8 protein-coding genes are annotated in these 13,936 nt (G+C 66.2%); 4 read left to right on the top strand and 4 right to left on the bottom strand.

The features are described from left to right. Nucleotides 1-9: 9 nt before the first annotated feature. Nucleotides 10-372, bottom strand: coding sequence for a DUF4870 family protein (locus tag BXA07_RS22705; protein WP_076571103.1), 363 nt, complete (start codon nucleotides 370-372; stop codon nucleotides 10-12). An 86-nt stretch (nucleotides 373-458) separates the two neighbouring features. On the opposite strand from BXA07_RS22705, the gene BXA07_RS22710 reads away from it, so the two are divergent. After that, nucleotides 459-2,339, top strand: a complete 1,881-nt coding sequence (locus tag BXA07_RS22710) for a serine hydrolase domain-containing protein (RefSeq protein WP_139335705.1) — start codon at nucleotides 459-461, stop codon at nucleotides 2,337-2,339. Nucleotides 2,340-2,384: 45 nt separating this feature from the next. Here the strand turns inward: BXA07_RS22710 and serB are convergent, their stop codons facing one another. The 3 genes from serB to BXA07_RS22725 all read right to left on the bottom strand — a co-directional run bounded on the left by serB (nucleotide 2,385) and on the right by BXA07_RS22725 (nucleotide 7,880). Beyond that, the gene (serB, locus tag BXA07_RS22715) at nucleotides 2,385-3,227 is read right to left on the bottom strand and encodes a phosphoserine phosphatase SerB (RefSeq protein WP_076571189.1); all 843 of its coding nucleotides are present in this window, start codon (nucleotides 3,225-3,227) and stop codon (nucleotides 2,385-2,387) included. A 55-nt stretch (nucleotides 3,228-3,282) separates the two neighbouring features. After that, complete coding sequence (mfd, locus tag BXA07_RS22720) at nucleotides 3,283-6,726, bottom strand: transcription-repair coupling factor (RefSeq protein WP_076571105.1); 3,444 nt, start codon at nucleotides 6,724-6,726, stop codon at nucleotides 3,283-3,285. A 218-nt stretch (nucleotides 6,727-6,944) separates the two neighbouring features. Then, nucleotides 6,945-7,880 (bottom strand): 5'-nucleotidase, encoded by a 936-nt coding sequence (locus tag BXA07_RS22725; protein ID WP_076571106.1) that lies wholly within the window; start codon nucleotides 7,878-7,880, stop codon nucleotides 6,945-6,947. Between the two features lie 339 nt (nucleotides 7,881-8,219). On the opposite strand from BXA07_RS22725, the gene BXA07_RS22730 reads away from it, so the two are divergent. From BXA07_RS22730 to BXA07_RS22740, 3 genes are all read left to right on the top strand, one after another. Further along, on the top strand, nucleotides 8,220-9,959 hold the full coding sequence (locus BXA07_RS22730) for a methyl-accepting chemotaxis protein (protein ID WP_076571108.1): 1,740 nt from the start codon (nucleotides 8,220-8,222) through the stop codon (nucleotides 9,957-9,959). A gap of 367 nt (nucleotides 9,960-10,326) precedes the next feature. Continuing rightward, nucleotides 10,327-11,913 (top strand): methyl-accepting chemotaxis protein, encoded by a 1,587-nt coding sequence (locus BXA07_RS31685; protein WP_280175072.1) that lies wholly within the window; start codon nucleotides 10,327-10,329, stop codon nucleotides 11,911-11,913. Nucleotides 11,914-11,921: 8 nt separating this feature from the next. After that, complete coding sequence (locus BXA07_RS22740; RefSeq protein WP_244556374.1) at nucleotides 11,922-13,883, top strand: putative bifunctional diguanylate cyclase/phosphodiesterase; 1,962 nt, start codon at nucleotides 11,922-11,924, stop codon at nucleotides 13,881-13,883. Nucleotides 13,884-13,936: the final 53 nt, after the last annotated feature.

Below are 13,936 nucleotides of genomic sequence, written 5' to 3' on the forward strand. Positions count from 1 at the left end.
GCATGCTGTTTACATCGGTACGGGGCTGTTGTTGTTCAGGTCGATGAAACCGCGCAGCAAACGATACGCTTTCCACAGCCACGCCACGCCCCAGACGACGAAGGCCAGCGGAATGCCGATGATGGTGACCCACAGCACGGCGCCGAGGACGACCCAGGCCACATACCACCAGAAGGAACGGATCATCCAGCCGTGATGGCTGTATACGAAGGTCCCGGCCGCCTCGTCCCGCTTCACGTAATTGATGATGAGCGGAATGAAGGAAAACGCGCCCAGCGAAAACACGAAGCTGGCGCCATGTATCAGGTACAGCCACCAGGCCAGATTCTTGGTCTGCTGGAGCTGGGTATCGAATGTAATATCTTGTGGCATGAAGCCTCCTGTCGTTGCTCAATTTTTAATTGTAACAAGCATGGCGGCGAGGGGGCGCAGTCCACGCAAAAAGGCAGAATATATTGTTGAAAAGAAATCAATATCCCGCCCTGGCCGCGCGTGCCGGGCTCTGGCTGCGCCGCGCCTTGCCGGCCATGCTGCTGTGCTGTGCCACGGCGGCGCATGCCGCCGGCGCCCCCCTGGCGGCCGAGATGGCCGCCGGCTTGAAGGAAGAGGGCCTGGCGGGCGCCGTCTGGAGTGAAGTCTTGCCGGATGGCACAGTCAAAGTCGGCGCCTCCGGCCTGCGCGATGCCGCCAAGCAAGTACCCATGCAGGCCGATACGCGCGTGCAGGTGGGTTCCGTGGGCAAGGTGGCGCTGGCGCTGGGCGTGCTGCGCCTGGTCAGCGAAGACCGGCTCACGCTCGATACGCCCTTGCAGCAGGTGCTGCCGGAACTGGCGCTGAGAAATCCATGGCTGGCCAGCGACCCCGTGCGCATCCGCCACCTGCTGGCGCACACTTCCGGCCTGGACAACGCCCGCTTCTGGCAGGCGTTCAGCCTGCACCCGGCGCCGGACACGCCGTTGGCCGACGCCTTTGACGGCGGCGGCAATCTGCTGCGCGTGCGCACCCGGCCCGGCAGCCGCTATGCCTATTCGAACATGGGCTATGGCTTGCTGGGCATGGTGATCGAGAAGGTTACGGGGCAGCCGTACGAGCGCTACCTCGACGCGCAGCTGCTGCAGCCGCTGGGCATGGCGGACAGCACGTTTGCCTTTGTCACCCAAATGAGCACGCAGGCGGGCACGCAGGCCGACCCGCGCCTGGCCATGGGCTACTTCGAGCATGGCGTGGCGCAGCCTGCCGTGCCCCAGTACCTGCGTCCGGCCGCCCAATTTACCACCACGGCCGCCGACATGGGCAAGCTGGCGCAGTTTTTAATGGGCGACGGCACGCTGCAGGGCAGTCAATTCATCGACCTGGCCCTGATGGGCGCCTTGTCCGAGCCGGCCGGCACGGACGCGGCGCAGGCGGGCCTGGCAATGGGCCACGGCCTGGCGCTGGCCGTGCGCGACCGCCACAATGTGGTCGGCGCCTGCCACCCGGGCACGGCCGTGGGTTTTCGCGCCATGCTGTGCATCTACCCTGAACAGGACAGCGCCTTTTTCGTGGCCTTCAACACGGATGCCGAGCACGCCGACTATGAACGCTTCAACCGCCTGCTGCTGCGCGACCTGGAACTGCCGCTGCGCGCGCCGGCCCCGCGCGGCACGCCCGCGCCCACGGTGGAAAACTGGCAGGGCGTGTACCTGCCGTCGCCCGGCGCCATGGCCAGCATGGCCTGGATCGACGCCGTCTTCGGTTTTACGCGCGTCAAATGGGATGGCGAGTCGCTGTTCCTGATTCCGTTCCAGGGCGAGCCGCGCGAGCTGGAACCGGTGGGCGGCTTGCTGTTCCGCGCCAGCGACCGCAGCACCGCGTCGCACGTGCTGATGCAGGAAGATGGCAAGCACATCCTCAGCGACGGCTTGCGCAGCTATGAGCGCGCTTCGATGCTGCGCATGCTGGTGCTGTGGGGCAGCCTGGCGCTGGGCGCGGCCGGTTTGCTGTACGTGCTGCTCGTCGGCGCGTACCGGGCTGCGCGGCGTACCCTGGGGCGGGGCGACCACCTGTTCGTGCCCCTCTTGTCGCTGCTGGCGCTGCTGCTGCCGCTGCCGTTTTTCTATTTCCAGTCCTACCTGCGCCTGGGCGACGTGACGCTCGCCAGCGTGCTGCTGGCCCTGGCGACAGGTGCGCTGCCGCTGGCCATGGCGTACGGCCTGGCGCGCTGCTGGCGCAGCTTCGGCGCGGCGGCCGAGACGGGCACATTGGCGAAATGGGATTGGGTGGCCTTGCTGGCGGCGCTGCAGCTGCTGCTGGTGCTGGCCTGGTGGGGCTTGCTGCCGTTGCGGATGTGGCAGCTGTAGGGAGGCAGGAAGGGGGCATGGCCGCCTGGCCATGCCCCGGCAGGATCAGCTCAGGATATTCAGGATGCCATCGAGGCCCACGAAGTTCAGCGCCACGTCCGCCTGCGAGCGCACCACGGGCTTGGCGCGGAAGGCCACGGACAGGCCGGCGATGCCCATCATCTTCAGGTCGTTGGCGCCGTCGCCCATGACGATGGCTTGCGATGGCGCAATCCCCATCTCGGCGCACACGCGCTCCACCGTGCGCTGCTTTTCCTCGGCGTCGACGATGCCCCCCAACACTTTGCCCGTCAGCTTGCCGTCGACGATTTCCAGCGCGTTCGCGTGCGTGTAGTCGAGGCCCAGGCGCTGTTTCAGGCGCTCGGTGAAGAAGGTAAAGCCGCCCGACACCAGCAGCGTCTTCAGGCCGGCCTTTTGCACGGCCGCCAGCATGGTTTCCGCGCCCGGCGACAGTTTCAGGCGTTCGTCGTAGACGCGCTGCAGGGCCGACGCGTCGAGGCCTTCAAGCAGGGCCACGCGCTGCGTCAGGCTGGCCGCAAAATCGAGCTCGCCCCGCATGGCCGCTTCCGTGATGGCCGCCACCTGCGGCTTCAAGCCCTGCATGTCGGCGATTTCATCGATGCACTCGATGGTGATCAGGGTCGAATCCATGTCCATCGCCACGAGCTTGAATTCACTGAGCTCGCGCTGGCCCATCATGTAGGTGGCGTCCAGCTGCGCCGCCTGGGCCGCCACCTCGATGGTGGGGCGCAGCGCGGGCGAATAGGCGATCTGCTCGCAGCGTACGGCGTTCGGCCCCAGGCGCGTGACGGAGGTCGGCGCGGCCAGGGCGGCAATGCGATCAAGGCGGGCGCTGGCGCCGTCCAGGCCCTGCAGGATCAGATTCATGGTGATGGTCTTGGTATTGGTCATGGGTCAGGCCTGCATAAATGATATGAATGGTCTACACCGTCAATTGCTTGATGGTGGTCTTGATCTGTGTCACGCGCGCGGCCAGGTCCGGCATGGCGGCCGTGATTTTCAGCTTGTCCTGGCCATGCAGCTTGATGTGGCGGTTCTTCTGGATCAGGCCGATGATGCGCATCGGGTCGATGGGCGGCTTGGCCATGAATTGCAGGGTGGCCGCCTCGCCATGCACGTCGATCTTGACGATGCCCACGGTTTTCGCCGCGATGCGCAGGCGGTGCGTCTCGACCAGCGCCTTGACGGCGTCGGGCAGCTTGCCGAAGCGGTCGATCAGCTCTTCCTGGATATCGTCGATCTTCTCTTGCGTGGCGCAGTTGGCCAGGCGCTTGTAGATCGACAGGCGTTCGTGCACGTCGCCGCAGAAGTCGGCGGGCAGCAGGGCCGGTACGTGCAGGTTGATCTCGGTGGTCGAGGCCAGCGGCGCGGCCAGGTCCGGCTCCTTGCCGGCCTTCAGCGAGCGCACGGCTTCGTTGAGCATGTCCGAATACAGCTGGAAGCCGATTTCCGTCATCTCGCCCGACTGGCTCTCGCCCAGCACCTCGCCGGCGCCGCGGATTTCCAGGTCGTGCATGGCCAGGTAGAAGCCGCTGCCCAGTTCTTCCATCTGCTGGATGGCGTCCAGGCGGCGCTGCGCCAGTTTGGTGAGGCCCTGCACGTCGTGTACCAGCAAATAGGCGTAGGCCTGGTGATGCGAGCGGCCCACGCGGCCGCGCAGTTGGTGCAGCTGCGCCAGGCCGAACTTGTCGGCGCGGTGCATGATGATGGTGTTCGCCGTCGGCACGTCGATGCCCGTCTCGATGATGGTCGTGCACAGCAAGATGTTGAAGCGCTGGGCGACGAAGTCGCGCATGACCTTTTCCAGGTCGCGCTCGTGCATCTGGCCGTGCGCCACGGCGATGCGCGCCTCGGGCAGCAGTTCCGTCAGCATGGCCAGGCGGTTCTGGATGGTTTCCACCTCGTTGTGCAGGAAGTAGATCTGGCCACCGCGCTTGAGTTCGCGCAAACATGCTTCGCGGATGATGGCTTCGCCTTCGCTGCGCACGAACGTCTTGATCGCCAGGCGCTTTTGCGGCGCCGTGGCGATGATGGAAAAGTCGCGCAAGCCTTCCAGCGCCATGCCCAGGGTGCGCGGGATCGGCGTGGCCGTCAGGGTCAGCACGTCCACTTCCGCGCGCAAGGCCTTCAAGGCTTCCTTCTGGCGCACGCCGAACCGGTGTTCTTCGTCGATGATGACGAGGCCCAGGCGCGTGAATTTCACGTCGTCCGACAGCAGCTTGTGCGTGCCGATGACGATGTCGATGGTGCCGTCGGCCATGCCCTTGAACGCCTGCGTGATCTCCTTGCCGGTGCGGAAGCGCGACAGCTCGGCGATGCGCACGGGCCAGTCGGCGAAGCGGTCGGCGAAGGTTTGCGCATGCTGCTCGGCCAGCAGGGTGGTGGGTGCCAGGATCGCTACCTGCTTGCCGCCCATGACGGCGATGAAGGCGGCGCGCAGCGCCACTTCCGTCTTGCCGAAGCCGACGTCGCCGCACACGAGGCGGTCCATCGGTTTACCGGACGTCATGTCCTTGATGACGTTGTGGATGGCCTCGGCCTGGTCCGGCGTCTCGTCGAAGCCGAAGCTGTCGGCGAAGCGCTGGTAGTCGTGCGACGAGAATTCGAAGGAGTGGCCCTGGCGCAGCGCGCGGCGCGCATACAGGTTGAGCAGCTCAGCGGCCGTGTCGCGCACCTGTTCGGCCGCGCGTTTCTTGGCTTTTTCCCACTGGCCCGAGCCGAGCGAGTGCAGCGGCGCGTCTTCCGGCGAGGCGCCCGAATAGCGGGAGATCACATGCAGCTGCGACACGGGCACGTACAGCTTGGTGTCCTTGGCGTATTCGAGGTGCAAAAATTCCGTCTCGCCTTCGCCCAGGTCCATGCTGGTCAGGCCCATGTAGCGCCCGATGCCGTGGTTGATGTGCACCACGGGGTCGCCGATTTTCAGCTCGGACAGGTCGCGCACCATCGACTCGACCTGCGTCACGCCTTCCTGTTTCTTGGTGCCGACGCGGCGGCCGGAACCGGCATACAGCTCCGTCTCCGTGATGAAGGCCAGGTTGCCCTCGGGCGTGAACAGCTCGAAACCGGCGTGCAGCGGCGCCACGCCCAGCATCAGCTTGGCGCTTGATTGCAAGAAGCCGTCGCTGCCTTCCACGGGCGTCAGCTGCAGCTCGTATTCGCTGAAGTACTGCTGCAGGGTTTCGCGGCGGCCGTTGGTTTCGGCGCAGATCATCACGCGGCGGCCCGCTTGCAGCAGGTAGCTGCGCAGGTTGGCCAGCGGGTCGTCGGCGCGGCGGTTGACGGCGATGTTGGGAATCGGCGCCGACAGTTCGGACGCCAGGGCATCGTTCGATTTGCTGATCGCCAGGCGCGGGTAGGGCTTGGCCAGGCCGAAGAACTGCTCGTCGGACAGGAACAGCGTTTCGGGCGGCAGAATCGGCCGCTCGCGGTCGGCCTTCAAAAAGCGGTAGCGCGACTGGGTATCGGTCCAGAAGCGCCCGATGGCGGCGTCGATCTCGCCCACCAGGGCCAGCGAGGCGTCGGGCGGCAGGTAGTCGAACAGGGTGGCCGTCTGCTCGAAGAACAGGGGCAGATAATACTCAATGCCGGCCGAGGCGATGCCGCTGCTGATGTCCTTGTAGACGACGGAGCGCGACGGGTCGCCCTCGAACTGTTCGCGCCAGCGGTTGCGGAAGGTGGTGCGCGCCGCTTCGTCCATGGGAAATTCGCGGCCCGGCAGCAGCCGCACTTCGTGCACGGGATACAGCGAGCGCTGCGTGTCGGCGTCGAAGGTGCGGATGGTTTCGATGGTGTCGCCGAACAGGTCCAGACGGTAGGGCAGGGCGGAACCCATGGGGAACAGGTCGAGCAGGCCGCCGCGCACCGAGTATTCGCCCGGCGACATCACTTGCGACACATGGCTGTAGCCGGCCAGGGTCAGCTGCGACTTCAGCCGCGCCTCGTCCAGCGTTTCGCCCTTCTTGAAGAAGAAGGTGTAGGCGGCCAAAAAGGACGGCGGCGCCAGGCGCACCAGTGCCGTGGTGGCCGGCACGATCAGCACGTCGCACTGGCGCGACTGGATTTCGTGCAGGGTGGCCAGGCGCTCCGAGACCAGGTCCTGGTGCGGCGAAAAGGCGTCGTAGGGCAGGGTTTCCCAGTCTGGCAGCAGATGGCAGCGCAGTTCCTTGCCGCCAAACCAGGGGATTTCATCGAGCAGGCGCTGGCCGTCGCTGGCCTGCGCCACCACCACGGCCAGCATCTGGCCCCGCGCTTTCAAGGCCAAAGCGGCCAGCGCCAGGGCATAGGCGTCGGATGAACCATACAGGGCGGGCAGCGCGTAGCGGTTGCCGGGCTTGGGGAGGGCTTTTGTTAAGTCTAAGGACATGCAGGCGATGACACTAGTGGCAGAGGCAGTTGAGTGGAACAGCTGTGATGCGCGCCGCGCCGCCAGTGACGGCGCTGACAGGCGAGATTATAGACCATCGCCCGCACCTCCGCGCTTGAGAAAACCGTCGCGAGCGGCAGCGATTTGTGGTCAAGAAGCGCAGCCGTACGCTAGTACGGTGAGCATCGCAGGCCGCAAGGCGCGACGCGCAGCAGGTTTTATCCTGCGCGGACATTGGCGATGCCGAATGGGACATGCACCATGGGTATCGTGCCGCCCGCCGATTTCAGGTGGCTCAACTGGTCGTCGAAGAAGATATGCGGCTTGAATACGGCCAGCACGCGCGATTTGTCCATGCCGCCGAGGAAAAACGTCTCGTCGGCCGCCACGCCCCAGCTTTTCAGGGTCGTCACGACGCGCTCGTGCGAGGGGGCGTTGCGCGCCGTGATGATGGCGATGCGCAGGATCTTGCGGTAGCCGGGGTCGCGCCGCTGCGCCTTTTCTTCCAGGCGCTGCATGGCGGCCAGCTTCTGGAACAGGCCGGCCAGCGGCCCGGGGCGGTGCGGCGTGCCCACGTTCAGGGTTTCATGGGCATGGAATTCATCGACGTCATTGTTGCGCTTGAAGACGGTTTCCGCCTCGTCGTCGGCGATCACGCCGTCAAAGTCGAAGGCCACGCGCAGTTCCTCGTCGCTTTCATCGTCTTCCGTGCGCGATGGCAGCACCAGGCCGGCCGGATAGTCGCAGGCCAGCGCGCTGCGCACATCGTCCTCGTTCGCGCTGAGGAAGAGCGAGGCGTTGAAGGCGGGCAGGTAGGGGTAGGGCGGCTTGCCCGTCATGAAGGCGGCGCGCGAGATATCGAGGCCGTAGTGCGCGATGGAATGCATCACGCGCAAGCCCGTTTCCGGCGAATTGCGCGAAAACAGCACCACTTCCACGGGCGACTGGCGCGCATAGTGCTTGTTGATGGCCAGGAAACGGCGGATGAAAGGGAAGGCCACGCCGCGCGGCAAGACCGTGTCGATATGCGCTTCCTGGTACTTGCGGTATTCCTCGGGGCCGCTGTCGAGGTAGACCTGGTGCGATTCGGACAGGTCGAACAGCGCGCTGGACGCGACGCCGATCACCAGTTTGTGTTCGATAGGATAAGCCATGGTCTGCCTGTTGTTTGCCTGTTGCTCATCTTATACGACTATCAACTGCGCAGCCAATAGGGGGGCAGCAGGATTTTTTGCGCCAAACCGTCGTAAGCGAGCATTTTGCGACGCCGCTGTACAAGGCACGCCACAATCAGGAAATAAATCTTGTTTTGTATCAAGTATGTAGCAGCCAGCACGCGTATTTTCCACTATGCTTCCAGTTATGAATTCTCGCCAATTGTAACGAAGCGTACGCCCCAACCCCGCCGCCTTTATACAAGTGTCAGCCGTTCTACCCGAACATGCCAGCCTCAACCTTGCCAGCAGCAGTTTTGACTTATAAAGGATCTAGCCATGTTTAAGAATTTATTGATCAAATGGAAGTTGGCGACCCTCGTCGCCGTGATGACGGTGGCCTTGCTGGTGGTCGGCGTCTGCGGCTATACGGGCATCGCCACCGTGGGCAACGCCGTCAATGAAATCGGCGTGGTGCGCCTGCCGTCCATCCAGGGGCTGATGATGATGAACGAGGGCCAGACGGCCGTCGCCGCCGCCACCCTGACGGCCGCCATCTATGAAAACAATTACCAGGCGCAAGACAAATTTGCGGAAGCGCTGCAGCTGCGCACCAAGGCCTGGAGCAATATCGAGGCGGGCCGCAAGCTGTACGAGCCGCTGCCGCAAACCGCCGAGGAAGCCGTGCTGTGGAAGCGTTTCCTGGAGGAATGGGCCGCCTGGAAGGGAGAGGACGACAAGGTGCGCGCCATCCTGCGCCAACTGGCCGACAACCGCGACGAGGCGCGGCAGAAAGAGCTGTTCGTGGTCTTCTACAAGACGTATCTCGATTCGCGCGGCCTGTTCGGCAAGGCCGAGGCCACGCTCAACGAGATCATCAAGCTCAATAACGGCGTGGCCGACGCCAGCGTCAAGGAAGGCAGCGCGGCCGTGGTGCGTTCGGAAAGCCTGATGCTGATCCTGGGCCTGCTGGCTGCGGCGCTGGGCATCGGCTGCGCCGCCTACATTACGCGGGCCATCACGCAGCCGATCAATTCGGCCGTGAAAGTGGCGCAGACGGTGGCTTCGGGCGACCTGACGAGCCACATCGAGGTGCACACGACGGAAGAAACGGGCCAGCTGCTGCAGGCGCTGAAAGACATGAACACCAGCCTGGTCAGCATCGTCGGCCAGGTGCGCAGCGGCACGGAGACGATCGCCACGGCGTCGTCGGAAATTGCCAGCGGCAACCTGGACCTGTCCTCGCGCACGGAAGAGCAGGCCAGTTCGCTGGAAGAGACGGCGTCGTCGATGGAAGAGCTGACGTCCACCGTGCGGCAGAACGCCGACAATGCCCAGCAGGCGAACCAGCTGGCGCGCAGCGCCTCGGGCGTGGCCGTCAAGGGCGGCGAGGTGGTGGGCAAGGTGGTCCAGACCATGGACGCCATCAACGATTCCTCGCGCAAGATCGTCGACATCATCTCCGTCATCGACGGCATCGCCTTCCAGACGAATATCCTGGCCCTGAACGCGGCCGTGGAAGCGGCGCGCGCGGGCGAACAGGGACGCGGCTTCGCCGTCGTGGCGACGGAAGTGCGCAATCTGGCCCAAAGATCGGCTGGCGCAGCGAAAGAAATCAAGACGCTGATCGGCGATTCCGTGGAAGCGGTCGACGCGGGCAGCAAGCTGGTGGCCGAGGCGGGCAGCACGATGGCGGAAATCGTCTCCAGCGTGCAGCGCGTGACGGACATCATGGCGGAAATCAGCCTGGCGACGCAGGAACAAAGCTCGGGCATCGACCAGATCAACCAGGCCATCGGCCAGATGGACCAGGTGACGCAGCAAAATGCGGCCCTGGTGGAAGAGGCGGCGGCCGCCGCCGAATCGCTGCAGGAGCAATCGGGCCAGCTGGCCGGCGTGGTCAGCGTCTTCAAGCTCGACGGCGTGCAGGCGGCCCATGCCGCGCCGGCGCGCACTGCCGTGCGCCCGCGCATGGCGCCGTCCCCGCGCCCCGCGCCGTCCAGGGCCCGACCCGTGCTGCGCGCCGTGCCGTCGGGGCGCGAGCCGCAGCCGAAGGAAGACGATTGGGAAGTATTCTGATCGATTGCATTCCGGGCGGCGCCTCTGCCGCCTGCCGGACGGCCGCCCAGCGCGGCCGTTTTTGTGCGCGGTGCCCGCCAGCGCTGCGGTTTCTACTTACTAAAAAAACAGTGTTATATAAATAGCTGTTTTGCCATCTAAGCAAATCTTTGCAAAACTTAACGCGACATTGCCTGTGAGATAACTCACACTGGCCGCCGTAGCACTCCAAGCTCCCGCCTCTGCCTTGTCCAGGCTGACCCCTCCGCCCGCTGCGCCCGGCCTTCCATGGCCGCTGGCGGCGCAAGCCATTGCCGTCAGCCTTGCAGGCCGGCCCGGCGCGAAGACCGATGCACCACACTGAAGGATGCGAATGAAGATGGCGAATATGAATATCGGGACCCGCTTGCGCTGGTCCTTTTCCTTGTTGACCCTGTTATTGCTGGGCACTGCCGCGCTGGGCATGCTGCGCCTGTCCGGCCTGGAACTGCGCATGCGCGACGTCATCGACGACAAGTATCCGAAGACCGTGCTGGCCAACGACATCATCAAGAACGTCAACGTCATCGCGCGCTCCTCGCGCAACCTGCTGCTGATGGCGGAGCCGCAGCAACTGGCGCAGGAGCGCGCCACCATCGCCAGGGCCGGCGCGGACACGGAGCAGCGCCTGGCCCAGCTCGAACGCATCGTCCTGTCGCAGGAGGGCCGCGCGCTGATGGCGGCCGTGACGCAGGCGCGCGCCACCTTCAACGGCGGGCGCGACAAGGTACTGGCCCTGCTCGACGAGGGCGCGCGCGACGCGGCGACGGCGCTGCTGCTGGGCGCCGTGCGCGACGACCAGCTGCGCTACATGGCGGCGCTGGAAGCGCTGATCACGCACCAGCATGAGCGCATGGAGGCCGCGGGGGCCCAGGTGCACGAGGAATATGTCTCGGCGCGCACCATGATGCTGGCGCTCAGCGGCCTGGCCATCGCCTTTTCGCTGGCGACGGCCTGGCTGGTCACGCGCAGCATCGTCACGCCCCTGCAGCATGCCCTGACCGTGGCGCAGACCGTGGCCGCCGGCGACCTGACGTCGCATTTCGGCCGCCATGGGCGCGACGAGACGGGCAAGCTGCTCGACGCGCTCTCCATCATGAACGGCAACCTGCTCGACATCGTGCAGCGCGTGCGCGAAGGCACGGACACCATCGCCACGGCCTCGACGCAGATCGCGGCCGGCAATGTCGACCTGTCGGCGCGCACCGAGGAGCAGGCCAGTTCGCTCGAACAGACGGCGTCCGCCATGGAGGAACTCAGTTCGACGGTGCAGCAGAACGCCGACAACGCCCGCCACGCCAGCGCGCTGGCCGTCGAGGCGGCGAACATCGCCCGCGACGGCGGGCAGGCCGTGGGGCAGGTGATCCACACCATGGAAGCGATCAGCGCGTCGTCGGCGCAGATCGCCGACATCATCGGCGTGATCGACATGCTGGCCTTCCAGACGAATATCCTGGCCCTGAACGCGGCCGTGGAAGCGGCGCGCGCGGGCGAGCAGGGGCGCGGCTTTGCCGTCGTGGCCACGGAAGTGCGCAGCCTGGCCCAGCGCAGCGCGGCCGCCGCGCGCGATATCCGCGCGCTGATCGCCAACTCCACGCAGCAGGTTGATGCGGGGACGGCACTGGTGGCGCAGGCCGGCGCCACCATGCAGGACGTGGTGGCGGCAGTGGGACGCGTCAGCCAGATGGTGGCCGACATCACGGCGGCCAGCGCCGAGCAAAGCACGGGCATCGGCCAGATCAGCCAGGCCGTGGTGCAGATGGATGAAGTGACGCAGCAGAACGCGGCCCTGGTGGAAGAAGCGGCGGCCGCTTCGCAATCGCTGGAAGGCGAGGCGGCAAACCTGCTGCAGGTGGTCAGCGTGTTCCGCCTGCGCCAGGCGCCGGCGGCCCTGCCGCACCGGCCGGCGCCGGCCCTGCCGCGCCTGACCGTCTAGTGGCCTGAGTGGAGTTGCGCGCAAACGCGGGGCGCCCGGACCCTGCACCACGATGGCTCGACGCCGCCAGCAGCACGCTGTGCGCCATGCTGGCCGCCTGCCTGCTGCTGTGCATCTGGGGCTATACGGCAGTGCGTCTCGATGACGAGATGCAGCAGGCGCTCGAACGCGCCGGCATCGAGAACCGCGACGTGGCCACCATCCTGGCGGCGCAGCTGGGCGACGCCCTGGGGCCGCTGTCCGAGCTGCCCGCCGACCTGGCGTATTTCCTGCGCCCCTACCGCGAGATCAGCCGCAAGGCGCATGGCCGCATCGAGATCGCCGGTAGCGAAGGCGACGTGCTGGCCGCGCTGCAGGATGGCTTGCCGGCCGGCGCCCCGGCGCCGCAGGATACGGTGCGCCTGCTCGACGTGCGCAGCCTGCCGCGCCATGGCCTGCAGGTGCGGGTCAGCCAGGAGCGTGCGCGGGTGCTGGCGCAGCTCGACGGACCGCGCTGGCGCCTGCTGGCCCAGGCGGCGCTGGCATCGCTGGCCGTGCTGGCGCTGGGCGGCGCCATCGTATGGGCCGCGCGGCGGCGCTTGCGCGCACAGCGGCGCCAGGCGCAAGGCGAGCAAATCACCCTGAGCCTGCAGCTGGCGCGCGAAAGAAGCCGCGCCGACCAGCTGGCCACCCGCGACGAGCTGACGGGCGTGGCCAACCGGCGCCATTTCTACGACATCGCCAGCGGCAAGCTGCTGCAGGCGCGCCACAGCCGCAACCATTATGCGCTGCTGCTCGTCGACATGGACCGTTTCAAGCACGTCAACGAGCGCCTGGGCCAGCTGGCCGGCGACGCCCTGCTGCAGGAGGCGGCGGCACGCCTGCGCCGCGTGCTGCGCGACGGCGACGTGCTGGCGCGCTTCGGCGGCGATGCGTTCGTCCTGCTGCTGTGCGAAGTGGCCAGCGAGGAGCGCCTGGCCGCCGTCGCCGGCACCATCCTCGACGCGCTGCGCCAGCCCTTCGCTCCCGCTGCCGGCGCGGCCATCCTGGCCACGGCCAGCATCGGCATCGCGCTGTACCCGCGCGACGGGCAAAGCGTGGATGCCCTGCTGTCGGGCGCGGACAGCGCCATGGCCGGCGCCAAGACGGCGCGCGACAGCTTCCGCTTCTATGACATGGCCCTGAACCTGTCGTCGGCGCGCAGCCTGGAATTGCAGGGACGCTTCGAAATGGCCATGCGCGAGAACGAATTCTGCCTGCACTACCAGGGCAAGTTCGACACGGCACGCGGGCATATCGTCGGCCTGGAAGCGCTGCTGCGCTGGGACCATCCCCATCACGGCCTGATCTTCCCGAACGAGTTCATCGGCCTGGCGGAAGAAACGGCGGCCATCCTCGCCCTGGGCAACTGGAGCATCGCGGCCGCCTGCCGCCAGCTGGCGCAATGGCGCCAGGACGGCTTGCCGCTGGTGCCCGTGGCGATCAATATCTCGGCCAGGCAGCTGCGCGACCCGCAGTTGCTTGCCACCGTGACGCGCTGCCTGGCGGCGCATGCGCTGGCGCCGGCGCTGCTGGAGCTGGAAGTGACGGAAAGCTGCTTCATCGATGATATTTCGCAAGCCAGGGAGGTGCTGGAGCGCCTGCGCGCACTGGGCCTCGTCATTTCGCTGGACGACTACGGCACCGGCTACTCGGGCTTGAGCCATATCAGGCTGCTGCCGATCCACACCTTGAAGATAGACCGCTCCTTCATTCGCGACATCGCCATCGACAGGAATGACGCCATGATCGTCGCCTCGACCATCGGCCTGGCGCACGGACTGGGCTTGCGGGTGGTGGCCGAAGGCGTGGAAAGCGGCGAGCAGCTGGCCTGCCTGCAGCAGCTGGGCTGCCAGCAGGTGCAGGGTTTCTACCTGCATCGGCCGGCGCCGGCGGCGGCCATCGCCGCGCTGCTGGCCGCTGCGCGCCTGGCACCGGCGCCGGCCATGTGAGGCCGCTTTGTAACAGGATGCATACATGACGCCACGTGGCGCGGCGCGGATGC

Origin of the sequence: Janthinobacterium sp. TND4EL3 (assembly GCF_900156175.1) — a bacterium.
In the GTDB taxonomy this organism is placed as follows: domain Bacteria; phylum Pseudomonadota; class Gammaproteobacteria; order Burkholderiales; family Burkholderiaceae_D; genus Janthinobacterium.

What these genes read in the sequence shown, in the direction of transcription:
- BXA07_RS22705 (WP_076571103.1), bottom strand. Translation starts at nt 372, where the DNA reads ATGCCACAAGATATTACATTCGATACCCAGCTCCAGCAGACCAAGAAT.
- serB (WP_076571189.1), bottom strand. Translation starts at nt 3,227, where the DNA reads ATGAATCTGATCCTGCAGGGCCTGGACGGCGCCAGCGCCCGCCTTGAT.
- mfd (WP_076571105.1), bottom strand. Translation starts at nt 6,726, where the DNA reads ATGTCCTTAGACTTAACAAAAGCCCTCCCCAAGCCCGGCAACCGCTAC.
- BXA07_RS22725 (WP_076571106.1), bottom strand. Translation starts at nt 7,880, where the DNA reads ATGGCTTATCCTATCGAACACAAACTGGTGATCGGCGTCGCGTCCAGC.
- BXA07_RS22730 (WP_076571108.1), top strand. Translation starts at nt 8,220, where the DNA reads ATGTTTAAGAATTTATTGATCAAATGGAAGTTGGCGACCCTCGTCGCC.
- BXA07_RS31685 (WP_280175072.1), top strand. Translation starts at nt 10,327, where the DNA reads ATGAATATCGGGACCCGCTTGCGCTGGTCCTTTTCCTTGTTGACCCTG.